Annotated in this window: 26 protein-coding genes and 1 pseudogene; 1 reads left to right on the top strand and 26 read right to left on the bottom strand. The window is 43.5% G+C overall.

Going from position 1 to position 24,701, the window contains the following annotated elements; genetic code table 11:
- Positions 1–142: 142 nt before the first annotated feature.
- The 4 genes and pseudogenes from DWW70_RS05330 to DWW70_RS05345 all read right to left on the bottom strand — a co-directional run.
- Positions 143–1,894: a 1-deoxy-D-xylulose-5-phosphate synthase gene (locus tag DWW70_RS05330; protein WP_118649390.1), complete on the bottom strand. Its 1,752-nt coding sequence runs from the start codon at positions 1,892–1,894 to the stop codon at positions 143–145.
- 21 nt (positions 1,895–1,915) lie between these two features.
- Entirely contained in the window at positions 1,916–2,320 is a 405-nt protein-coding gene (locus tag DWW70_RS05335) for a MerR family transcriptional regulator (RefSeq protein ID WP_118649391.1), read from the bottom strand.
- 212 nt (positions 2,321–2,532) lie between these two features.
- A complete protein-coding gene (locus DWW70_RS05340; RefSeq protein ID WP_015534224.1) occupies positions 2,533–2,787 on the bottom strand; it encodes a helix-turn-helix domain-containing protein in 255 nt (84 codons plus the stop codon).
- Positions 2,788–3,459: 672 nt separating this feature from the next.
- A pseudogene (locus DWW70_RS05345) lies at positions 3,460–3,837 on the bottom strand (DUF4186 domain-containing protein); the annotation flags it as partial.
- 268 nt (positions 3,838–4,105) lie between these two features.
- Between DWW70_RS05345 and DWW70_RS05350 the strand changes: the two are divergent.
- Positions 4,106–5,401, top strand: coding sequence for a serpin family protein (locus DWW70_RS05350; protein WP_118649392.1), 1,296 nt, complete (start codon positions 4,106–4,108; stop codon positions 5,399–5,401).
- A 138-nt stretch (positions 5,402–5,539) separates the two neighbouring features.
- Here DWW70_RS05350 and DWW70_RS05355 read toward each other — a convergent pair whose 3' ends face one another.
- The 22 genes from DWW70_RS05355 to DWW70_RS05455 all read right to left on the bottom strand — a co-directional run bounded on the left by DWW70_RS05355 (position 5,540) and on the right by DWW70_RS05455 (position 24,701).
- Positions 5,540–5,845 carry a hypothetical protein gene (locus tag DWW70_RS05355; protein ID WP_055147822.1) on the bottom strand — a complete coding sequence of 102 codons (306 nt, stop codon included), beginning with the start codon at positions 5,843–5,845 and terminating at the stop codon, positions 5,540–5,542.
- Positions 5,846–6,178: 333 nt separating this feature from the next.
- The gene (locus tag DWW70_RS05360) at positions 6,179–8,518 is read right to left on the bottom strand and encodes an ATP-binding protein (protein ID WP_055147825.1); all 2,340 of its coding nucleotides are present in this window, start codon (positions 8,516–8,518) and stop codon (positions 6,179–6,181) included.
- Positions 8,519–8,537: 19 nt separating this feature from the next.
- Positions 8,538–10,439, bottom strand: a complete 1,902-nt coding sequence (locus DWW70_RS05365) for an HD domain-containing phosphohydrolase (RefSeq protein ID WP_118649393.1) — start codon at positions 10,437–10,439, stop codon at positions 8,538–8,540.
- Between the two features lie 104 nt (positions 10,440–10,543).
- Positions 10,544–10,873, bottom strand: a complete 330-nt coding sequence (locus DWW70_RS05370; RefSeq protein ID WP_243017681.1) for a helix-turn-helix domain-containing protein — start codon at positions 10,871–10,873, stop codon at positions 10,544–10,546.
- A 298-nt stretch (positions 10,874–11,171) separates the two neighbouring features.
- The gene (locus DWW70_RS05375) at positions 11,172–12,089 is read right to left on the bottom strand and encodes a GH25 family lysozyme (RefSeq protein ID WP_118649394.1); all 918 of its coding nucleotides are present in this window, start codon (positions 12,087–12,089) and stop codon (positions 11,172–11,174) included.
- Positions 12,086–12,418 carry a hypothetical protein gene (locus DWW70_RS05380; protein ID WP_118649395.1) on the bottom strand — a complete coding sequence of 111 codons (333 nt, stop codon included), beginning with the start codon at positions 12,416–12,418 and terminating at the stop codon, positions 12,086–12,088. Before DWW70_RS05380 ends, DWW70_RS05375 begins: the two co-directional genes overlap by 4 nt.
- Positions 12,419–12,433: 15 nt before the next feature.
- Positions 12,434–12,709, bottom strand: a complete 276-nt coding sequence (locus DWW70_RS05385; RefSeq protein ID WP_118649396.1) for a branched-chain amino acid ABC transporter permease — start codon at positions 12,707–12,709, stop codon at positions 12,434–12,436.
- A gap of 11 nt (positions 12,710–12,720) precedes the next feature.
- Positions 12,721–13,758: a hypothetical protein gene (locus tag DWW70_RS05390; RefSeq protein WP_118649397.1), complete on the bottom strand. Its 1,038-nt coding sequence runs from the start codon at positions 13,756–13,758 to the stop codon at positions 12,721–12,723.
- A 16-nt stretch (positions 13,759–13,774) separates the two neighbouring features.
- On the bottom strand, positions 13,775–14,725 hold the full coding sequence (locus DWW70_RS05395; RefSeq protein ID WP_118649398.1) for a hypothetical protein: 951 nt from the start codon (positions 14,723–14,725) through the stop codon (positions 13,775–13,777).
- Complete coding sequence (locus DWW70_RS05400) at positions 14,716–15,540, bottom strand: hypothetical protein (protein ID WP_118649399.1); 825 nt, start codon at positions 15,538–15,540, stop codon at positions 14,716–14,718. Before DWW70_RS05400 ends, DWW70_RS05395 begins: the two co-directional genes overlap by 10 nt.
- On the bottom strand, positions 15,533–17,794 hold the full coding sequence (locus DWW70_RS05405; protein ID WP_118649400.1) for a phage tail protein: 2,262 nt from the start codon (positions 17,792–17,794) through the stop codon (positions 15,533–15,535). Before DWW70_RS05405 ends, DWW70_RS05400 begins: the two co-directional genes overlap by 8 nt.
- A gap of 58 nt (positions 17,795–17,852) precedes the next feature.
- Positions 17,853–18,152: a hypothetical protein gene (locus DWW70_RS05410; protein WP_118649401.1), complete on the bottom strand. Its 300-nt coding sequence runs from the start codon at positions 18,150–18,152 to the stop codon at positions 17,853–17,855.
- 14 nt (positions 18,153–18,166) lie between these two features.
- Positions 18,167–18,682, bottom strand: coding sequence for a hypothetical protein (locus DWW70_RS05415; protein ID WP_118649402.1), 516 nt, complete (start codon positions 18,680–18,682; stop codon positions 18,167–18,169).
- Between the two features lie 25 nt (positions 18,683–18,707).
- Complete coding sequence (locus DWW70_RS05420; protein WP_133302890.1) at positions 18,708–19,361, bottom strand: hypothetical protein; 654 nt, start codon at positions 19,359–19,361, stop codon at positions 18,708–18,710.
- Between the two features lie 7 nt (positions 19,362–19,368).
- Positions 19,369–19,743, bottom strand: coding sequence for a hypothetical protein (locus tag DWW70_RS05425; RefSeq protein ID WP_118649404.1), 375 nt, complete (start codon positions 19,741–19,743; stop codon positions 19,369–19,371).
- Positions 19,744–19,755: 12 nt separating this feature from the next.
- Positions 19,756–20,238, bottom strand: a complete 483-nt coding sequence (locus DWW70_RS05430) for a hypothetical protein (protein ID WP_118649405.1) — start codon at positions 20,236–20,238, stop codon at positions 19,756–19,758.
- Positions 20,238–20,576, bottom strand: a complete 339-nt coding sequence (locus tag DWW70_RS05435) for a phage head completion protein (RefSeq protein WP_118649406.1) — start codon at positions 20,574–20,576, stop codon at positions 20,238–20,240. The genes DWW70_RS05430 and DWW70_RS05435 overlap by 1 nt, the downstream gene beginning before the upstream one ends.
- Before the next feature lies 1 nt (position 20,577).
- The gene (locus DWW70_RS05440; RefSeq protein WP_118649407.1) at positions 20,578–21,111 is read right to left on the bottom strand and encodes a hypothetical protein; all 534 of its coding nucleotides are present in this window, start codon (positions 21,109–21,111) and stop codon (positions 20,578–20,580) included.
- Positions 21,112–21,123: 12 nt separating this feature from the next.
- Complete coding sequence (locus tag DWW70_RS05445) at positions 21,124–22,143, bottom strand: N4-gp56 family major capsid protein (protein WP_118649408.1); 1,020 nt, start codon at positions 22,141–22,143, stop codon at positions 21,124–21,126.
- 25 nt (positions 22,144–22,168) lie between these two features.
- Positions 22,169–22,861 carry a phage scaffolding protein gene (locus tag DWW70_RS05450; protein WP_158576515.1) on the bottom strand — a complete coding sequence of 231 codons (693 nt, stop codon included), beginning with the start codon at positions 22,859–22,861 and terminating at the stop codon, positions 22,169–22,171.
- A 170-nt stretch (positions 22,862–23,031) separates the two neighbouring features.
- On the bottom strand, positions 23,032–23,199 hold the full coding sequence (locus tag DWW70_RS14820; protein WP_158576516.1) for a hypothetical protein: 168 nt from the start codon (positions 23,197–23,199) through the stop codon (positions 23,032–23,034).
- Entirely contained in the window at positions 23,199–24,701 is a 1,503-nt protein-coding gene (locus DWW70_RS05455) for a phage minor head protein (RefSeq protein WP_118649410.1), read from the bottom strand. Before DWW70_RS05455 ends, DWW70_RS14820 begins: the two co-directional genes overlap by 1 nt.

Here is a 24,701-nt window from a genome sequence, read left to right on the forward strand (position 1 = left end):
GATCAGACATTCGAATAAAATATCCCCATATAATTTCTGGAAATAAAAAATTTCAGAATTATATGGGGCATTTTATGTCTGTTCTATATTTCTACTAATAAATTATTCACACAAACATATATATCATAGATAATCATACACTTTACAAAAGTCCCTTAACGTCCTCCGCGATCATCTCTGCATCAAGACGATTATCCTTAAGAACCTCTTCGACATCGTACCTGTCAAGGAATTCCTTCTTAAGACCATAATTCAGCACCTTCATATCTGAATCGCCATAGAATCTTGCAATCTTCTCACCGAATCCGCCGTCCAGTATACCATCCTCGATGGTGACGACAACTGAGTGGTCTGCCTTGAGGCTTTCAAGAAGTTCCTCATCGAGACCTGTGATATAGTAAGGATTGATGACAGTGGCATCTATACCAAGCTCACTCTTCATCTCGTCTGCTGCAGCATTTGCCATACTGTAGAAGGTTCCAAGGCCGAGTATGGCAACCTTGCTTCCCTTCTGTGTCACCTCATATTTATTCAGATCTCCAAAGTTCTTCGTCACAGGGCTTCCACTTACCATTGCACCGCCTGGGAGCTTGATGGCCACAGGATGCTCATTCTGCTCTATGCTCCAGTCAAGCATAGCAATATACTCTTCCTTTGTTGTCGGAGCAAGATATACAAGATTCGGGATATTTGAAAGCATAGGGATATCCTGAAATCCCAGATGTGTCACATCATTCATTCCATATACAGATCCTGCAAATGTCACTATAGTGGCTGCATTGTTGTTGATACAGAGATCCTGGGATATCTGGTCAAATGTTCTCTGCACAAATGAGCTGTACACACCGAACACTGGTTTTCCGCCGCCTGCTGCAATTCCCGACGCAAGTGCCACCGCTGTCTCCTCTGCGATTCCCACGTCGACAAACTGCTTTCCGGCCTCACGTCTCTTATCCTCTGTAAATCCTATAACCGTCGGTGTTCCCGCTGTGATGGCAACGACCTTTGGATCCTTCTTCATCTTGTCAAGCAGGTAATCACAGGACACGCTTGAGTAGTCCTCCTCGTCACCTTCAAATAACGATCTTCCTGTCTCTATGTCAAATGGTCCGCTGTAGTGCCACTGCTCCTTGTGCTCCTCAGCTGGGGCATAACCCTTTCCCTTGAGGGTTCTGATGTGGACCACAACAGGCTTCTTTGAATCTTTTACCTTCTGGAATGTGTCTATGAGGGCTGCCACATCATTGCCTTCATGCACGTAATAATAATCAAGTCCCATGGCGCGGAACAGATTGCACTCTGCTGTTCCATTAGTGTCTCTGAGTAATTTGAGATTTGTATAGAGTCCTCCGTGGTTCTCGGCTATGGACATATCGTTGTCATTTACAACTATGATAAGGTTGCCATCCAGTTCTTTAGCGTAGTCCAAGCCTTCAAGGGCCTCTCCTCCTGACAGGGAGCCATCGCCTATCACCGCTATCACATTGCCCTCTGCCCCCTGGAGATCCCTTGCCTTTTCAAGGCCTGCAGCCAGACTGATGGATGTTGAAGTATGTCCAACCGTGAAGAAGTCGTGCTCGCTCTCATGCGGGTTGCTGTAACCAGTCACATCATCATAGTTCTCCTCATAGAGGTATGCATCCTTTCTTCCAGTAAGCATCTTGTGCGGATAGCTCTGGTGTGACACGTCATACACAATCTTATCCTTTGGTGATTCAAATACATAGTGAAGTGCTATGGCTGCCTCAACCATACCAAAGTTTGGTCCAAAATGTCCGCCGTGTTTGCTAGCTCTGATGAGAAGTGCATGTCTCATCTCGTCTGCAAGTGTTCCCATCTCGTCTACTGTCAGTTTCTTTACATCCTGTGGTCCGTTGATATTTTCAATATACATTTTTTCTTTATCCTCCTGTTTTTACATAGTGCATTCGCCATCGGTAATTTTCCTGTCCCATACAAGCTTGCCGGTCTTCACGGCCTCCTCATATTTGGATATCTTGTAATGTAATCTATCCATGGTGGCTTCGATCTGTTTTCTCTGCTCCTCAAGCTTCTCATACTGCTCCTTAAGGAGATCCAGCCTCGCGCCAAATGTAGCATCTCCCATCTGGACCAGTTTTACATATTCAATAAGCGCCTCTATCGGAACCCCAGCATTTCTCATGCATACGGTGTGTTCAACCCAGCTGACGTCCTTTTCCTGATAATCCCTGTTGCCGTTGGCATTTCTCGCTACAGGAGGGATAAGCCCAACCCTCTCGTAATACCTAAGCGTATCAGCGGTGATATCAAACTTTTCACTTACTTCTTTGATAGTCATATTGCCACCTCTTTCTCTGAATCCATCCAATATTGAATATAGCACTTGGAGCAGACTCCAAGTCAACCCCCAATTTTCTCCCTTATGGGGACGGAGGTACCTGACCCCCTGGGAACGGAGGTGCCTGACCCCATACAGGAATATAAAAGAGGCGGGCAACGTAGTTACCGCTGTCCGCCTTTATAAGCATGAATATGTCAACTTCTTTTATGTTACGCACTGATTCCAACTGTCGAGCAGATGTTTACTGCAATGATATCATCCACTGTTACACCAAAGATGGCGGCCAGAATGATCAGGTTGTCTACGGTTGGCATAGCCATACCCTTCTGCCACTTGTATATCGCATTTGGAGTGGCAAATCCAAATATATCCTGCAGATCCTTTACAGAAAAACCTGCATTCTGTCTAAGCTTCACAATATTTCTGCCTGTTCCTGTCATGTCAATTGTTGGTACATTACACATAATACTTCCCTCCCAAAATTCTCATCTCATCTGCATTGCTACAATTGTGACAGATTTCTTCTTCACAAAGACGAGTTCAAAAACACGCAAAAAACGCCCATCCACATGAATACTTCTATAATACTCACATGGATGGACGCTTTTTCGTACATCATGATTCCAATCTATAAATGCTGATAGATCTGGCTGATCTCAGTCTATCGAAACCTATCTGATCTGTTATGTATTTGCTCAGATCATTCAGGTCAGCATATTTGTATGATCATGTTCCGTACGCTCTCGCCCTGTACCATATGAGTACATATGTTCACGCAGCTTATCATCTGTATATAAAGTATTCCCTGCCACATCACTATTAAACTCTCGGGGTATGTATTTAGCGAAAACTATACTTAACATGATTCTTTCCTTTCCTGACTACCCTTCCGGGTTCCTTTTCCTAAGTCATTTTTTATTGGTGTGTCCTGATTTTCTTCTTTTATTTGACCACCTAAACTGTACTCTACCACAGATATAATTATTTGTCATTACACTACTGGTAGAAAACATACATTTTTATGGCCTTTTTATATCATTTGACATCTCTTTTCTGGCCTGCAACGTCACCGCCTCATCTGCCATCACTTTTCCAGTCTGCGATGTCACTGCATCTTCAGTCGCTGTTTCTTCTGCCACTTTCTCTTCCGCAGCTGCCAGCTCCCTCTCTATCCAGGTCATGATAACATCCACCAGATACTCCTGCTGTCTTGGACCAAGCTCCACTCCCGGGGCAAATGTATGCCACTTACGTATGCATTCCCGGCAGCATGTAGCCGTGGCATGCTGTGCCACAAACACCGGATGTCCCCGCATGGGAGTCTGCTTTCCGTCATTTGGTATGAATGCCGGAGCTTCCCTCTGCGCTATGAAATCCCGTGCATGCTGTCTTATGGTATCCAGCCCCTTTTCATGTATATAGTCGATATCTTTCTGTGTCAAATGAAATCCACTGCGAAATTTCGACCTTCCCAGACGCTCAAAAAGCCGGGCGTACCATTCTTCCTTTGTCAACCCTATCATCTCCATTTATAAGTGCCATCGTATTTCCTCCGTATGAAAACTGATTATAGAAGCTGATTAAGCCTCTGTGTCTAATATATATCTAATCCGTACATTTTCCAAGTTCATTGTTCACTGCCTCACGAATCTTATAAAAAAATTTTTTAAAGACCATAAAAAAACTCTTGATACTCGTATATATATTGAGAGTTAATGATATACCAGTTACAATAAATCATCGGGACGATACGATGGGCTTTACAATAAGGAGGTTTCAACTATGAAAAAACGAATGACAGCTTTACTACTCAGCGCCTGTATGTGTGCAGGTCTTGCCGGCTGCGGCACAAATACACCGGGGAATAATCCCGGTCACACCAAAACTGATTCGTCGGTCACTTCCCTCACTGACAACATCACTGTGACTTCGGTCAAAACGGATATAACATCATTTGACCAGCTAAAGAACGGAATCAATGAATTCTCTATGAATATGTATTCTGCACTTCCAGCTGACAAGAACATATTTTACTCACCTTACAGCATTGCAAGTGCACTGTCCATGCTGGATGTAGGTGCCGGCGGTACAACAAAAAATGAGCTAGAAAACGCTCTCGGCATAACAGACCTTGATGAGTGGAACGATGAGATGAAGGCATATCTGTCAAAAGACTGGTCTCAGAATACATTTGTCAACACAGCAAATTCAGTATGGATGAACAAGGGAACGACTTGGGCGGCCAATATAAATTCCGACTTTCTTATACCTGCCAAGGATTATTACTCCGGTGAAATCTACGAGGCCGACTTCGATGGTCAGGCAGACAAGGTCGTTCAAAATGTCAACAACTGGGTGAGTGACAACACCAACAAGATGATCCCTGAAATCTTAAAGGAGATTCCTGGTGGAACCGTAATGATGCTCATAAACGCAGTTTACTTCGAGGGGAAATGGGATACTCCTTTTACCGAGGATAAAACTTTTCAGAGCAGCTTCTACGGAACCGACAAGGAAAGCGTTGTTGATATGATGCATCTCTACGGTGAGCACTTCACATACATGGACAACGGTGAGATCAAAGGAATCACTCTTCCATACGACGGCGACAATGTTGTCATGAAGGTGTTCATGCCAACCGCCGATGACGGAGACATAAATGAACTCTTTGACAAACTAAGCAACGAAGAAAAACAGAAGCTCATCGACTCTCTGGATAATGCCAACAACGTAGAGATCGATACACTCCAGCTCCCAAAATTCACAGATGAGCAGAGTATCGACGGTCTTGACGACATTCTGAAAAACATGGGAATCCAGTCGGCATATTCGGAGAGTGCTGACTTCTCCAAGATCGCCGATGGCATAGCCGTTTCATCAGTCAACCACAAAGCAAAGGTGATCGTGGACGAGAACGGAACCAAGGCCGCAGCAGAGACAGACATCATGATCAAGGAAACAGCAATGATGCCAAGTGAGGAAACATATAACTTTATTGTGGACAAGCCATTTGTGTATGTGATTGAAGATCAGAGCACTGGCATGATCCTGTTCATGGGCAGGGTGAATTCGCTGTAATTTTTGATTATCGACACATACCAGGACTTGCTTCAGCAGCTTTTACTCGCAAAAAATGGAACATTTTCACTTTTCTTTGCGAATATCAAAAAAGCACACAAGATCTCAAAATCTTGTGTGCTTTTTTCTATAGGCCCGCTATTCCGACTTTCTCTCTGAATTCTCATTGGATTCTGTCGTGTCACCTGTTTCTCTGAGATTCTTCTCTCTTATATACTGAATAGCCTCTTTTACGGCTGCTTCCTCCTCATCCTTTGCTATCTTTCTTGCATAGGATACAGTCTTTACTAGGTTGGCTATGAGTATAATGGCAAGCGGAACAAGAATTATGGGTACAAATATAAGTGGGTTAGACACAAGCCTCACTATCTTGCCAAGTATGAGTGACGACCACACCACCCTGCCAAGCAGGTCTCTTGAGTCCACATCGTAACGGTCCACCACATTATTGGCATCGCCTTTTGTAATATACCTGTAATTATTACCATCTGTCTCTATCGAGACAACTCTATGTGTATTTACTGCACCAGAAAGAGCCGGATCCGATGAATAAAATGATATGACATCATTCTCATGTATGGCTGATGGATCTGTCTGCTTAACAATTGCCTAGTCTCCCCCATTTTTTAAATAATACAATATTATATATCATAATAACGTATTATTATATGGGAAAATGTCAAGTATTCATGTATTAGTAATCTGCTTTTGTGCATATTGCAATATTGCATATGTGCACTATGTTCTACATTCTATCGTCTTGTGAAAATTTCGGGCCTACTGAGCGGTTGTCGCACGGCACCAGTCAAGTACAGCCGAGTAATAAGCCATCACACTCTCATGCATCTTGCAGATCATATCCACATCAAGTTCTTTAACCGCATTCTCCAGCTCCTGCGCCTCATCGCCCAGTTCCATGGCTCCGATCGTTCTGGATGTACTTTTTACCGTATGTATCAATATCCTGTAGCCGTCCCAATCTTTTTCATCATAAGCCTTCTGTATCTCTGCGCGCTTGTCGTCAGCTGCATACATTGATATGATTTCTTTCAAAAAGTCTTCACTGCCCCCGCAGTATGTAAGACCTTTCTCGTGGTCAATGTGAACTTCTTTACAAGATATGTCTAAATCCTGTTTTGAAAACCCATCTCGAGTCATATTTTCACATTTTTCTACCGCGCAAGTCTCTTCCGTAGCTTTATTCTGTTTTCCCATAACATCTGTTTTTTCGTCTACTGTTCCGGCACCCATTGTTGGGCTTTCCCGATCTTCATCACATACCGCCGGATCCACCAGCTTATCCTCAGGTATATATCTCATCAGGATATCTTCCAGCACCTCCGGCTGCACCGGCTTGCTGATATAATCCTTAAATCCTTCCGCCAGATACATCTCTCTTGCACCCATGACAGCATTTGCAGTCATGACTATATATGTACTCCTGCCACACAGGCTGTCGCGCATGAGCATAGCACGGTGAAATGTCTCCATGCCATCCATCTCAGGCATCATGTGATCCATAAGGATGATATCATACCTGTACTTTTTTATAAGCTCCAGACACTCGGCACCGCTGGCACAGGTCGAAACCTTCATACGTGTAGGCTTAAGCATCATCTTGATAACTTTCAGATTCATGACATTGTCATCCACAACAAGAACACTGACATCCGGGGCACACAATTTGCTCTTATACGTCTTTCTCTCCTTCATATACTGTCTGTACCTGTCCTTAAAATCGCCTATTCTCTCATCGGACAGACGTTCCTGGCTGATTTTTACCACAAATGTAGTCCCATGTCCATACTTACTATGGCAGGTTATACTTCCACCCATCATTTCCACAAGGTGATATGTGATGGCCAGTCCAAGTCCTGTCCCCTCTATAGATCGGTTATTCGACAGATCAAGCCGCTCAAAATCTTTGAAAAGTCTCTCCTGATCTTCCTCTTTTATTCCGATTCCAGTATCACGAACAGCCATGACCAGTTCCACATTATGGGGATCTGCACCATGATCCTCCATATGGACGGTCACTCTGATCGAACCTTTCTTCGTATACTTCACAGCATTTCCAATAAGATTTATCAGGATCCGGCATATTCTGGCGGAATCGCCTTTCAGATCATTGTACAAAATCTCCTGAACCTCGGCATCAAGCTCCAGATTCTTCTGTCTTGCTCTGGACTCCATAACAGACAACACATTGCTGAGCAGCTGGCTGAAATGATATTCCTCATTGACTATCTCCATCCTGCCCGATTCTATCATGGAGAAATCCAGCACATCCCTAACCAGATCTACCAGGATATCACTTGAGCTCTGTATATCCCTGGCACATTTCATGGTTTGTTCCTCGTGTGTCTCTCTCATTATTATCTCATTCATCCCCACTATGGTATTTAGCGGAGTCCTGATCTCATGGGACATATGCGCAAGGAACTCGGATTTGGCATGGTTCGCCACATCAGCATCATCCTTCGCCCTGGTAAGCTCCTCATTTATCTGCTCTATCTCCTCTAGTTTACACTTGTATACGGCATTCTGGAATCTCACTATGGATCCGATAACTATGCCGAATATTATAAGGCTCTGGAGCATGTCTACATACACACTTCTCTCATTTGCCAATGGGATCACCAGTTCTGGGTATTTATACGAGACTATGTAACATGCAACCACCATTATGATCTGGACAGCCAGCATGACATAGCAAAACATGCCATCTATCAGAAGGAATGAGAATATCATGCCTAAGCCAAACCAGAAACCCATACCGCTGTACGCTCCGCCCGAGGTGAAGAACATCATCGGAAATGCCATCAAAGTTATAACAAAAACGATCACTATAGCACTCTGTCTCACCATCTTTTTTGCATTTGCAAGGTAAATGCATATGCCGAGCACAGTCAACGCGCTCAATATGGCAACATCTTGTATAAGTGGAGTTTTGATGATCAGGCTCGCTATAAAGCTGATGATCCCGCCAATGGTGCCTCCACCTGTAATTATATTAAAGAGGAGAAGCTGCATATCCGTATCATTGTTGAGCCTCTTCTTCCAAGGTACAGCCTTTGAACTTTTTTTATCTGATTTCTCATTTACTATCTTCCCCAAAGTGTCCCCCCATCTGTATTTAACCGATAACTCCGTACAAGGTCTCAAGGAAAACTATTGGAAGGAACGGCTTCGTAATATAATCCTCAACCCCCATCTGTCTCGCTCTCTCTATCAGCTTATAATCCTTATAAGCTGTTACGAATATGACCGGTACGTCTGTGATCTTTCGTATCTCTTCCAGCGTCTGGAATCCATCCATGTCTGGCATCTCGATATCGAGCAATACCAGGTCTATCTGCTGATTTCCCACTATGTCTATGGCCTGCTTTCCGCTCTCAGCCGCAATGACCTTGTAGAGGGGCTCGTTTTTGCAGATATTCTCTATAAGTCTGATATTTATCTTCTCGTCATCTACAACGAGGATATTGCTGACCATCTTCTCGACCTGTCTCATGTTGTAGTCTTCATCCTCATCAATCATACTGAGCATGACTTCTGCAATGTCCGGATCAAACTGACTGCCCTTGCCCTTCTCCATCTCATCGCGCACTATCTTCTGTGGCAGGGCGTATCTGTAGCTTCGGTTGGATGTCATGGCATCATAGCTGTCTGCCACCGCTATGATTCTTGCACACCTTGGTATATTTTCTCCCTTCAGCCCGCTTGGATATCCTGTTCCATCGTACCTCTCATGGTGATACTTTGCGCCCACCGCCAGCTCCGGAAATGCATTTATATTCTTGAGAATATGGTATCCATTTACACAGTGAAGCTTTATCATGGAGAATTCTTCATCCGTAAGTCTTCCCGGCTTGTTGATTATGTTGTCCGGAATACGTATCTTACCCATATCATGAAGCAGTGCTATCTGATATATCTCGTCCTGCTCCCTGATCGTTCCGCCCATCCGCTTCACCAGCTCACGACTGTATCTGGCAACACGCACGGAGTGGCCTTTTGTGTATTTGTCCTTTGCATCTATCGTCTTGGCAAATGCCTGCATGACCATATTATTCAGGTCTGTGAGTTCGTTATTTGTCTCATCGAGCTTGCTCATGATTGCATCCGTACTATTCTTGGATCTGGTACAGAAGAACACTATAATTATATATAAAACTATTCCAACGCCTATATCGTAGCCTATCAGGTTTCTTATTCCGTGGTACAGCTTCTCATTTGTGATGACCATGACCACATACCATTCATCAACTATGGAACAGCTGAAAACCGTCACCTTCTTGTCATCAACAACCGCTTGAAATGGTTCGCCGTCATTGTTCGTTATGCCCTTCATGAGTGCAGACATTTCACCCTGGGTATAGTCCTGTCCTACATCTTTCTTGTCTGAATGGGTTATCACCAAGCCTGACTTGTCGCAGACGAATGCATATCCCTGACCATTTAATTTGATTTTTTCCGTCTCAGCCTGTATTTGATCCAGAGTTACATCCAGAGATATTACGCTCACACCATCATAGAGTAACTGGCTGACTGACATCAGAATATCACCTGTCTGCGCATCGATGTACGGCTGGCCCAGGGTTGGCTGGCCGTCTGCCGCCACTGCTGCCTTGTACCATGCCCGCTCCTGAGGAACATAATCATCGTTGGGAACCCAGTCTGTGCCATCAAGATATTCGCCGTTTATAAAGCCATATACACCTGTGAACGCCGCATCTATATCCTGGAGATAATAATCTGATTCATTCGTGAGAAAGTTCAGTATATCCTGCCCCGACTGACCTTCTCTCATCATATGCTCCACAGTGATCTTCGTAACTTCCACCGCATCCACAGCTCGATTCAGATACGAATTCATATATTCCTGCTCCTGCTTAACAGTCTCTGCCGCCAAAGCCAGAGTATCATTCACTGACTTCCTATAAAATGTCATGATCGTACATAACGACAGTACCACAATCGCCACAAAACTCACTATCAGCGTCAGTATATACTGCCTCTTGCTTGCATTCTTCATACCGAATCCCCCATCTCACGTACATTATTCCGGTCCCAGATCAGCTCAAGTTTATACTTACATATAAATATAATTGTAACACACTACCACCATTAATCAAATATTTAATGGGGGACGGAGGTACCTGGCACCTCCGTCCCCAGAGATAAATGACACCCGTTAGAGCGCGCCCATGGCGCGCAAACAAAAACAACCTCCTGGCGGTTTCCCACCAGAAGGTCGTCAATTCCTACCCCGAATAGGCAGGCCATTGCATACATGTTGTCAAATGTAGGAAGGCATTCGCCCCTCTGCCACTTGTAGATCGATACAGGTTCATTGAACCCGAGAAATGCCTGCAATGCTTTTACGGTGATTCCTTTCTGCTCTCTCACTTCTTTGATCCTCTTGCCTGTTGCGCAAAGGTCGATCATTGGAAAATTGTTCTGTGTCATAAATGATACCTCCCATTGTAAATGCTATAAACTATCTGACTACCAATATCTCCAATAGTCCTATAACTGGGTCAATATCCCGAACACTAATAATAAAATATGTCAGAAGGAATCTACAGATACTATAACACAAATAAACCACAGGTTAAAAGTAAACCTGTGGTTTAAAATCACTATGTTTTTATATATGCTCACATATGCTCAAAAGTGGCTTAATTCCTACGTTTTTACACTTCCATTATTCATGACAATATCATGACAAATCAACTTTTTGCCCCTTTTTTGCCCCTAAATCAGGCTATTGCATGAGTTCATTTACTCTCTTCTGAATCTTATCAGGATCATAACCTGCCGCCTTGAGGCGGTCAACACGCTCCTGACCATTTCCCCACTTTCCGGCTATGACTTCATGAGCAACTGCATTGATGATCTTATCCTGTGTCATCTGTGCTGCCTTGACAAGTTTGTTGACTGCTGCCTGAACCTTGCTATAGTCATATCCAGCCTTTGTCAATCTGCTCTTGCGATCAGCACCATTGCCCCAGTTGCCCGCAAGCACCTCTTTAGCCAGTGTGTTGATGCTCTTCTTTGTTGTAGATGCTGATGTCTTCTTAGCCTTGCCTGCCAGCTTATTCCAGCTCGCCGCACTGATATAAGCCTTGTTGAGATCAAGGCTGCCACTGTAACCTGAGAGCTTACCAACGGATGTGTACTGTCTGATATCACATTCGTATCGACCTTCATTCCATGGATGCTCCTGATATCCCGTCCACTCGTAATCAGGGTACTGAGCGACCCACAGGCCATATCCAGCTTTCTTTACTGCGTCCATGGCACTCTTCTGCACGTAGATAAGCGGCTTAATGCCTGTCTTTTTCTGTACGTAGCTGCACCACTGTAAGCACCATTCCAGATCCTTGACACCAAACAGATTGTTGTTCTTGGCTTCCCAATCCAGAACAAGTACCGCCTTGCCGATGTACTTCTTTACATACGCAAGGAAGTGGTCAGCTTCTTTCTGTGGATCTCCGCCATTTGCATAGTGGTATACTCCCAGAAGTTTTTTTCTACTCAAAACTTTATCGCAATGCGCTGCAAAGTATCTGTTCTTGTAGTCTGTTCCCTCTGTCGCTTTCACGATACAAAAGTCATACGCTATCTTACCGAGGTCTATTCCGGCATCCCCCTGCCATGCGCTGATGTCTATTCCATTCATTTACCATCACGCTCCTTTCTCTCCATATCTCCGCCTCTGTAAAATCGCTTAAATATTTCGATCAGATAGTCCCATCCTCTGGTACAGATGAATGCAATAATAAAAGCACCAAAGAATACAGCTACAGGGTAATACCATAGCAGCCGAATATCGAAATATGATAATGCTACAAACAAGCATATCTCACATATGATGAGACTTGTCATAAGCACCTGAAAAGAGGTTGGAATCTTCTTCAGTATTCCAACCTCTTTTGTAAACTCTGTGATAACTGTGATCAATGTGCAAATTACTGCAACAACTAATAATAATATTGCTAACTTATCCATGATTATATCTCCTTCCTATTCCTGATCATGTGCTGCTTTATTCAAATGCTTTTCCATCTTGTCGATTGCTTCTGTGACTGGCCCGTTACATCCAAGTTCCTTGAGACCTTTCAGGCATGCAAGTGTACCATATGTAAGCAGACACTGTTCTTCCTTCATCTTCTTAATCTCCACATCCTGTTCATTCTGCCTGGAATACCATTTATATATTGATATGAGTATCCCTCCTATCAATGCAAGAGCTCCAAGTACCTTCCCAGCCTGAATTATTGCTTCAAAATTTATATACATGCTCAACCCCCCTATATAAGATTCTTAGGTCTTGCAACTCCCACAACGACTAAGCTTATATTTGAATCTGCTTTGTTTGTATTTTTTGCTTTTACAGTTATCGAATATGTAGTCTGATTCATTGAAGAAGCTTCATATCCCATGTATGTGACACCACTAGGGATATTTTTAGGAATAACTAATATTCTACCCGTATTTATTGGAAGCTCTACATCAACGGCATATTGAAGTGTCGTTCCTGCGTCAGTTCCTGGTATAGTCGCTGTTGCGCCTACTATATCAGATATAACAAGGCTTTTTGTTGCAATTTTTTCCGCATAGCTTTGCGCATTAGCAGCATCTGTTTTTGCGGTATCTGCCGTGCCCTGCGCCTTATCCGCTTTCGACACTGCGGTATCTGCTGTTTTCTGCGCTTCCTCGGCCCTACCTGTAGCTTCCTCAGCCTGTGATGCTGCGGTATCTGCAGTAGACTGTGCCTTTGCAGTAGCCTCTGCCGCTGTTTTTTCAGCTTTCGATATCGCCTGATTGATTTTCTTTGTAGTTAAATCCGACTCCTCTTTTGTATATTTATTACTAAGTGGAGGGAAAGTTGATGCAATCGCAACCGGCCCACTTGCATTTATTCCATCGTGTACAATTTTGTAAAGCGGCATGTCGGCGACACTTACATTATTGGCTATTATGCCAGTTTCATACACAGGTAACTGTGGCTCCTGTGAGGATTCTACAGACTGTCCTGTCAAGATCAGCAATGACATATCCTCAAGACCTTCCTCTGACAGCGTGTATCTTGCAACAAGCATATCAATTCGCTTTTTACCTGTTTCTCCACTAGGGAAAGTAAGATCTTCATATGTACCTGTAACCCTAGCATGGCACCCCTGGAACATAATGTCACACGGATATACTCTAAGTGTCGTTGAATTAACCAGCACTGGTGGCTGGGAGACCGACAAAAATCCATCGCCATCCCATTCTGCTCTGTGCAAGGCTCTATCATCTGCACTCGTTACATGTGGTTTCCCTGTTTTTCCTGTTATTATCTTCATAAAATCCGCCTTTCTTCTATGACACTGAATATTCAATGTCTATGCTGTTATCATCTATCTTCGCTATGATATTTGTTATCTGCTTTTTTACTGTTGCTCCTGTGATTTTCTCTGTGCCACCTGTGATATCGCCTATCTGCATTGACATATCTGGGAGTGTCATATCTAAGCTGTCCACATTAAGCTCCTGTATTCTTGCTATACCGCCTGTTCTAAGCTCATCAATATTTGCTGCCGAACTATAATCATATATTGCTGTGCGTTCTTCCAAACCTTTATATGTCTGCGTATCAGTGATATTTCCCACCTTATCAACGTACAAGTGCAGCACCTGACGGTCTTTGAGCTCGCCTTGACCAAGGCAGATAAGATGATTATATCCATTCTTGACCTGTGTGATATTGTAGTTGATATCCGATCTCATACAATCCTTATCCTCTGTATAATCGTAAGGCACCGCACTACTCATAGTCACATATCCATCTTTAATCGCAAGCCTGAGAACCCTGTTCTGGGTGCTCAACAGCGCACATATGCCATCATAGAGACTCACATATCTGTTGAACTGAAATGATTGTACATTCCATGATTCGCCTGTCATTCTGTATATGCTGCTAAGTCCAGCCACTTCAATGAGCTTATTGATCACTGTAACTGCATCACCTGATACAATCTTGTAATCCGTCCCCGCCGGAGGCTCTATGATCTTGTCACACAAGATTCCTCTGAGATTTCGGCCAGTGTATTTGATTTCTCTGTCGGATGTCACCACACCGACATTATCAACTATTCCGCCGTACTCAGTGTTGTTGATATACCACCAAGAACCGCCTTGCAGGATGTTGTTATCCTGCGCTACAGTGACCTCGAAATCCTTATCCTTTGCAACATCCACATCTATATTGAAGTTCTTGAGAGATCCCTGTTCTACCCTGTCTGCATCAGTGTATATCAACCTTATGTCCATTTTGGTTCACCTCTCTCATGTATTACACTTAAATCAAAATCAAAGCTTCCATTCCACATCACACGATGATTCCCGGGGGATATCTTTTCAAACACATCGCTTTGCTTGTCCCTGTATCTGAACATGTTTTCCTGTGTTCCATCTGCTTTCACAAGAGTTATCGTAAGCTCTGCAGAATTAATAACAATCTTATCTCCATCGCCAACAACACACCTAACGCTGTAGTAATGATTGTCAACATATATGACTGGATTAACAGCACCACTATGTATGCTGAGTACAAAATCACAGCTTCTGAAGTCATCTACCTCTAGTTTACTGATATTGTCAGAAATTGAGTTGTAATCATATTCATAACAATACTCATAGCCTTTACCTTCAATAAACTCATCTGGTACATGCTTATAGTTGTGCAACTCTTCCTTCATCCATCTGCCACCATCTGTTACTACTTTAAGTGACAGATTCATCGATGTAGCCACGTCAAGATAATTGCTCTTCGCCGAACTAAACACATAGCATTCAAGATAGTAATCTCCTATATAGAGCCTTCCCTTCTTTTCTGCTATAATATCCTTCTCACAAACTTCATACAGCCTATTCTTAATATCTGTACACTTTTTCTTATTTGCCGCAGATATAACAATAGGGATGGTCTTTGAGACCACCCCTTTTCTAAAATTCTCGGCACGGTTTCTGCTGCTGTCGTATGTCCACTCATAATCTCTGAGATCATTACTGTTTGCAAATGTTCCTTTCTTGCCAAACTCTATAACCTCACCGAGATGATTCACATATTTAAGCTGTTCAAGCATTTCTCACCATCCTTCCGAACTCTCTGCCATCAAGTTTCAATCTCACACCCTCTGTAAGAGCTGTCAGTATCCACTCATACATGTTGTCATCTATGTGTCTTATAATCTCCAGTATCTTATAAAGTACCTTCAGTGATTCCGAATCACCAGCCACTGCACCGCCTGTTGCCTCTGCCATATCCTCCGCAACTTTCCTGATCCAGCCGGTATTCTTCTCAAGTGGCACTACAGCCTCAGCTCCATTACCCTCAAGGATACCAACCTGGCCACGCTTAAGCACACCACCTTCAGCAAGCTGAGGAGCGTCAAGCTCATCTATCCTTGATATCGACACCTTAGGGATCTTATTCAAAATAGATATAGCTGAATTGATTGCCCTGATAAAGCCATTGATAATCCCTGTAGCCTTGCTCAGTATCGCATTGACCGCTGATGTCACAGCACCAGATAATCCGTCCGCTATTGCTGTTCCAACCTTGCTAAATATATTCTTAATCTTCTGCCATGTAGAGCTAAAGAAATTCACCATCGGTGAAAATACATTCTTTATACCAGCCCAAGCCTTGCCAAATATATCACTGAACCATGTGCCTACGGCAGAGAATGTGCCCTTAATACTTGACCATATTCCACTAAAGAACTCTGGTGCAGCGTTCCACGCCTTCTTGATTCCCCGCCAAGCTGCAGCAAATGATTCTTTACAGTTATTGATCGCTGTAACTATCAACTTGATAGCAGACTTAAGCGTTCCTGAAAGCATCTTACAATACCATTCAAGGATTGGTTGCAGCACATTTAGGTAATCTTCCATCAGCATCGAAAGTAATTCCACCAGTGGTGGTAATATCATATTGATAAGATCTGTCAGCGGTGTGACTACCTGCATTACCAAGTCGATAATCGGTGTCAACATATCCAAAAACGGCTGTAACAATTCAAGTATAGGCTGCAAAATAGCCATCAAAACAGGCAGTAAAGACTGAATAATCTGAGTCACCGGCGGCAAAAGCATATTGATCAGATTCGTAAGTGGCGGTAAAACCGCCTGAATAATCTGCATCATCGGTGGTAAAAGCAGATTAAGCAGTGTTGTCAGTGTTGTCAGCACAGGTCCAACCAACTGCAGAATCGATGGTAAAATCGATGTCAGGGTGCTAAAAATAGAATTTAGAGCGGTTGATATCGACTGTCCCAATTCCCCACCTATGCCGGGCAGTAATGTCTCAAGTATTCCGGGCAGATTATTGACCACCTCAGACAACAACGATGTCGCTCCCTGTATCAACGATGGCAGTAACTGCTCAATAAGAGGCGGTATGTATGGTGCCAGCTTCTGTGCAAGACTTGATATACCTGTAACCACCCTCGGCAGTGTATCGGCTATCCTTGGTACAAGATTATCTGCTACAGCCATAGCCGAATCAACAAGGTTGTTCATCAGCACTCCCATATCCTGAGATGGGTCAGCCATACCTATGAGCAGATTCGTCCATGCGGACTTCATCATGCCAATAGAACCTTGAATGGTTGTGGCCGCTTCCTTGGCTGTTGTGCCTGTTATCCCCATATCAGTCTGTACAACATGAATAGCCTCTATCATCTTATCAAACGATACACTATTGACATTATCTGCTGTCACAGTCATGGTGTCACCAAGTACACCAGAGTCATTGATAAGCCTTGCCATCTCGGATGCAGTACCACCATAGCCAAGTTTCAAATTGTCAAGCATTGTATAATTCTGCTTGGCAAAACCCTGATATGCGTTCTGAATCATCTCCATACTGGTGCCCATCTTATTGGCATTATCTGACATGTCTGTTATGGCCAGATTCGCATACTCAGCCGCCTGTGCTGTATCGCCTTCCAAACCTTGCAACAGCGAAGCTGAAAAGCTCGTTACAGTGTCCATGTAATCATTCGCCGACAGTCCCGCCGTCTTATATGCATTATTTGCATACTCAACAACCTTATCTGAACTGTCCTTGAACAGTGTCTCAACACCACCGACAAGCTGCTCGTAGTCCGCATACCCGCTTACAGCCTTAGCAGTAATGCCAGCTATTCCAGTGGCCACAGCCGTTGTTGCGACAACAGCTACCTTTGCTGCCTTGAGCGCAAACTTGCCGATATTGCCAAACACAGAACTCATCTTTTTGCTTGTCTTCTCTGCCTTGTCGCCAGTCTCTTCAATTTTCTCATTCGCATCCTCATTTGATACTGCGATTCTTCCCAGTATCTTAAATACTTCCAAAAGGGTCTACCCCCTTTCCTCGATAATAAAAAAATAGAGACACACGTTCTGTGTGCCCCTATGGTTTAAAATTCTCTATGATCGACATGGAATCCTTTATGGTTGTTTCAAGTTCGTCTCTGCTTTCAAATGCCCCTGATCTGACCGGCTGTGAACTGCCACCTGATGTGCCATACAGCCTTGTCTTGAAGTCATTAAATGATATGTTCTCCCAGCACTTATGGATATACATATCCCAGAGCTTATCGTCATCGTCTAACCGCACGAATGTGCATACAAACTCATCAAAGCTCTGATTGTCTATCATCGTATCAAGCAGAGTGTACGGATCCGCATATCTGTGAAATATCAGATCCATGAACTTGAGATAGCCTACTGTTTCTTCTCGAACAATCTTGAAACAACCTTGATAAAATCCGCAAAGCCCGGAAGTGTGACCGCATCATATAACATCTGTGTGAATACAGAGAGGTCAAGATCTGCTACCTCATCCACTGTCATTCCTGACAGGTGTGACAGGCAGACAAATACCTCATGCTGACAGTCTGACAGCTTAGCCAGTATCACATCTACAAGCTCAAACGCAAGGCCAACACCCACATTCTCAAGGAACTTCGATGTGTCCTCATCATCCTCATCACCAGCAAGTTTCTCACGTTCCTTCGCAATGAGCTCTTTGAACCCATTGCCGCTGAATGAATCTTTGAAGTCCTTTACCCCCAGCTTGCTGAACAGCTTCAAGAATGAAGCGATATCTGTTGCTTTGGGATTTCTAAGTGTATATGGCTTGATCTCCTGCACATCCTCTACTGCCTCAGTATCTTCAACTACTTCGGCATTCTCTACTGCTTCTATATCTTTGTTCTCTTTTATCTCGGTTGTTCCCATGATTATCTCTCCTTTTCTATGTCAATTAGTCTGTTACTTCTGTACTGGAATCTATAGACTGCTGAACCTGCTCCGTTGTCGTGCCGGTAGGCAAATAGATGTGGTATGGCAGTGTATCAGCTGCTGGTGACAGATCCGCATAGCACTCCATTGTCAGCGCAAATGTGCCGTTCTCCTTGTTCTTGCCCTCTATCTCAAGGCCTGATGTACAGAGCGCATTGTCAAAGATCACGATAACAGGACGACCATCTAAGAATCTTCCAATGTATCCGAAGTTCTCAATGTAATCATCCTTTTCAATTCTTGCCTTGGATTCGATCACATCGTATCCTTCCGCTGTTGATGTGCCATTCTGTCCGATAATAGCCATCTTGATCGTCTCAGGCGACAGCTCCACCATGTTTGTATCCATCTGTGCTGTCTCGCCTGTCTTAACTGTTAACTCCTTAACTTTAACAAGCTCACCATCAACCTCTATATCCTTGAGCTCAGGTTTGATTGACAGCTTTGTGCCGCCGGATGTTGCACCAATCAGAGACTCTGCAAAGTTCCAAGCCTTCTTTGATGCGTCATACTTCAAGCCTTTGTGAATAGTTCCAGCACCAAACACAATGTTCTTCGGTGTCTTGTCTGTGATACCGGATGACTTAAACTCTTCAAAAGTTAATGTATCTGCCATGTTATAATCACCTTCCATTCTTATATTCCTTGATTGTTAAATTGATCTGTATATGTTTGAGGTCTGCATCCCCTGTTGGCACTGGTGACGCATTCCCATAAGAAACGGCAACCCCCGCACCACTTGCAAGGATTGCCGTTCGTTCAATATTCTGTTCTATCTTCTGCTTGTACTTCTCCAGGCTGAACCACGAGCCTCGTGTGAATCCATCTATGATGAATGTTATTTCCTGACACCCATCCTCTTCAGGAGTATCACCCTCGGAGTAATCACCAACAAAGTATGCCTTTGGTGGATCATCCTGCCACTCCATGAATGCATATGGAATCTCAAGCTCATCTTTGAGTACACTGTTGATATATGATAATGTCTCGCCTGTCATGCCATCACCGCCTTACTCACTGAATGTCTGATTGAGAATAGAACCAAGTCGCTTGATAATCTTGCTCTTGGTCTTGTCAAAGGCTTTCTGTAAAGGTCTGAGTGGCTTCTTACCATAGGTAAAAACAGCTACTATATTTCCTGCCTTATCCTTTTTTACCTTACTGAACTTACTGGCTTGTTTCAAGCTCATTCCATCAGGTCCCACAGGAGCCCACCATCCGCCTTTACGGCCATTCTTTTTCAAAGCATATTCGCCTGTGCCGTATTCTTCCCAGATAGCATTCTCCCTAGGATTTCCAATTACAGCCTCACCCTTATCTTCATCGACATAGTGAGTCCATTCGCCTTTGGTGTGACCTGTATCAACTCTTGTCTGTGCTATCTTTGTCTGAGCCTCAACCTCTACAGCAACTTCATACAGGAATGCAACAATAGCATCATTCAGAGCTGCCTCAACCTTTATTCTGTTGTCTGTGAACTCCACATTTCCCATTACTGCCCTCCTGTATACTTCAGATATATCTCAAGCTGCTCATGCATCCCCATCGGATCATCTATCAGCATGATGTCATATACCTGGCCATTAACCACCATACGGCTGTTCTCAGCCTTGATCATGTCACTGAGCTGTTTATAATCAGCCACGAACATATGCGTGGATTCCTGCACCTTGGCATTGTATGTTGTGTACTTACTGTCACCGCCTGAGAGGTCAAGCCATCCGGTCAAGGTATCTTCAGATATCCATGTGACTTCCTGTTCGCCTATCTCATTTCTGGTTATGCTTTTAACCTGTATATCTGCAACTGCATTTCCGCCTATTCCTCGCATCTCAAAACCTCGCTTTCATGTACGGTTTTAAGAAGCCAAGAAGCGACTTTGGATATCCCATGAGGGAATTGTCGCCATCCATATTGAAATAGGTCACAGAGTGCCTACTGATAGTCTCAGACTGCACACCAACCTTATCCCTGTTGTTCAGGTCCCATGAAAGCATGTTGGCAACTCCCAGCTTGATATCCATCGGATATACTATCTTTGTCACCATGGCGACCGGTTCGCTTACAAGCTCCTCATTCACCTCTATATGTCCATTGTCCATATCCACAGCTTTGATGGTGTACAAGCCATCGTTGTAACGTGACTCTGACACCTGTATAGTGTCGCCAACCTTGAACAGCTCAGATGCATACTGAAAGCCTGTCACAGCGTCCACAGGAGCCACAAACCGCCTGTTCCTGTCCTGAAAGTTATTGTTTGTGTACTTCCGGATCAACAGCTCCAGTGCCTGAAGCTTAGCCTCAAGCACTGAATCTTTCTCCTCGGTGTCTACATACTTTTTCAACTCTTCGACAGTCATGATCATATGACCACCGCCTTACTTCTTAAACTTAGCAAGTACAACCTTTGAAGCGTTGGTGAGTGCAGCACCATAATACTTAGATGCTGTGATATCATGTCTCTGCTTCTTCGGTAACCATTCGTGATCAACCTGAACATCTTTCTTGAGGAAAATTGTAAGAGCAGGAGCTTCCTCTTCTGTAAACTCGGTCTCATCTGAATCAGGCTGAAGCTTGATAATAGGGCAGAGATAATACTGTGAACCAGCTGCAAGACTCTTAACCTTATCACCGATTACAAGCTCATCTTTGCATGTTGGCTGAACTGTACTAAGATGCTTGTTTGTGTCTGACTCAGCAGTTGAATCAGCCACTATAGTAATAGTTCCCTTCTCTGTGTCTTTCTCGTAAGTCATAAGCTTGATCTTCTTTGACTTCTTAACCCAGCATGAACCAATCTTACCTATAGAGCCTGTCACAATAACGCTCTTATCAAACTTGTCCGCTGACTTAAAGTTGTCATCCTTGAGAAGCGTTCCCTCCTGTTTAGGGTTTATGAACATAACCTTCTCTATTCCATCCTCTTCATCCTCGAACTTTGTGTTAGCATCAACAATGCCATCATATCCGATTACTGCAAGAGTATCTGGTGTATATACATTCTCTGATGTGTATGCAGCATCAAGCAGATCATTATCCAACTTGCCTACAATAGACTTTGAAAGCTGAGTCTCAGCCTGTCCAACAGGGTTTCCTAAACCACTATTGATTGCTGTCTGATATATTGATACGCTCTTAGCTGCACACTTAATAGTGAATGTCTTCTTTGTTGCTGTGAGCTTAGATGCCTCAATTTCATCCCCTGATTCCGGATCAAAATCCTCAGCATCGCCGATATACTTCCATGATGGAACTGTCTTTGTATCTCCTGGTACACCCTCAAGGGATGTATCAACATGGGCATACTTTAAAAGCTTGGCCTGTGCCTCTACCTTTGCATCAATCATATCCCCCATTACTTCTGGGTTAATGATGTCACTTACCTTTGTAATTGCCATATTCTTTCACCTTTTCCTTTCTACCTTACTTTGTTCCATGCATAGCAGCTTCATATAGCTCAGGTGTTTCCTGGGCAATCTTAGCACGCTCTGCATATGATTTCTTCAATATGTCTTCTCTCGTCAGTCCTGTATCTTTATTTGTAGGATCTGGCAGTCTATTCTCAATGATGTGCCTCTCGCCATCATCTGAGCCGGATGAAGCTGTGAACTGAGCCGGGAACTGTGTCTTTAAGTCTGTGAGCATGTTATCCCATCCCTTTATGTGGCCTTCATCATCAAGCTTAAGCTCCTCATTCTTCTCCTTGAGGGCTGTCTTGATCTTATAGGTCATATAATCAGTATCAACCGCATGAGCCTCAAGCAGAGCCACCTTGATAGCTGAGTTGACCTTAGTCTCCTCAAGCTCTTTCTGGAGTCTTGCATTCTCAGTCTCGTAAGTTGATATCTTCTGCTGCATGCCCTCATCACCCTTAGAGGCCTTCTTAAGCTCCTCTATGAGCTTATTTGCATTGCCAATCTCCGTGTCTTTGCCGGTGATCAGTCCGTTGAGCTTCTCAAGTTCTGAATCATACTTCTCCTTGCTGACGTACTTGCCCTCGGACAGATCTGTGTATCTTACATGCTTGAGCTTATCTGTCTCAGCGCCGTTCTTCTCGTCAATCTTTGCCTGCACCTGCTTATACAAGTCATCTCCTAACAGTTCCTTTAATTCCATCGTTTCCATCCTTTCTTGGCTTTAATCGTAGCCACACATGGCAGTTATCACTCTTGCCGGAGTTTATTCTTTGTCGGTCACAGTTTTATTGCCTTAAGCCGATTTTGGGCATAAAAAAAGACCATGTTTTTATCATGGTCTGAATTAGCTAAATATTATGTTTTAATTATTTATTTTAAATATCCATTCTCATACAAAAAAACGTTTTCTTCAACTGTCAAAGCTGAAAAAGGGTTAACCCAAGAATCATCCTCTGTTTCAAAATCAGGTGTTTTAAATTCCGATGGAATAAAGCCGAGTTTATCGCATATTCTCTGATATTCTATCTCTTTATCCATCACAGCACCTCCATTTTTACTCCAGCATCTTCAAATATGCTTCTTACATCGTCATTATACCCCTTTATCTCTAATTGAGCAAGTGCAGATGACGCTATTGGCGCATTAAATTTCTCTTTATCCACTGAATATTTATATATCTTCCCGTCGTGGCATGCGACTAGTCCAAATTTATAAGCACGTTTTTGGCAAACCATTAAATCTGCCAAGCTTGGCACGCCACTTCCCGGGTGATTATGGATTGCTATGATTGTATTTGGCCTGCTGTTGGCTAACATTTCCATCATTGCCTTATTTGGCTTTGCTGTACTTTCCTCATGATATTCCTTATTTATTTTAGATTTTCCAGTCATATAGTCAACAAATGCAATATCCTCGTATCTTGTTCCCGAACGATGAGTTAACATTTCTTTTGATCGCTGCCATGCGATTCTATTAACCCTATCACTATCTGATATTTGATTGAATTTTCTTCTGTAATCCGGAGATTCTATTATTTTTTTATGAATAACTGTATCTTTATAAATATATTTTGGTTTACTTTGTTCTTTTTCATGCTCAATCTCACACGACACCTTAAAATACTTCGTCTGGTACTCTTCAAAATCCTTTGTCTTATCCAACCCGAAGTATTCCGCTCGCTCCCTCAGTGTCTCAAGTTCTTCATCATCCAGCGCCCATCTGGCACGCTGTAAGAGACAGCAACGACAGTTACAGTCTTCCGCCGGATCTCCAAACATTCCAGGAGCCTTAATCTTACGACCACCAACCTCAAAGGGCTCATCGACTTCCCGGATCTGTCCATCAAGCATCTGATGATGTTCTCTCGTTGCTCCGTCAAGAGTGGCATCCCACTGTTTCAATACATCTGCCCCTTTGCTTTTTGCAATATACATAGCGTCCAGCGCTGACTGTACCTGTATACGATGCCCTTCAGTCCTCGCAATGCGGATAGAGTTGTTATAAGCCCTCTGAAATGGAGTATTTGCCATGTGTCTTGAGAGCTTACCAGCCACCTCATTCCACGTTGAGCCATTTGCAATGCCTCTTGATACCTCTGCTCTGACCGCTTTCTTGAGGTATGTCACATCCTCGCCCATTTTGTCGTAGAGCGACTTACTGAGCTTGCTGTCCGTCTGAATAGCTCTCACAACTGCCGCCTGATCTATCGGCATGATGATTGGGATGCCTGTCTTTTGCAGGTCATACATGACACCTGTGTATCCGTCTCTATAGCACTTCGTCAGGTAGTCAGACACAGTTGCATATGAGTTAGACTGCAGGTTACTCAGAACACCCTCAAGCTGCACTTCCAAAGCCTCCTGATACTGTTTCTGATAGATGATGCTCTGCAGATTCTCCATATCAGTTCGTTCTGAAAGCTCTCTTATCTTCTGCTCACAATCTCTCAATGCCCGCTGATATACCTGTTTGAGTTCTTTGATTGCCTGCTTTTCTCTATTCAGTTGAGCTTTAGTTACTTGCTTTTGCGCTTTATTCAT

The organism is Coprococcus sp. AF16-5 (assembly GCF_003479365.1).
Lineage (GTDB): Bacteria > Bacillota > Clostridia > Lachnospirales > Lachnospiraceae > Coprococcus > Coprococcus aceti.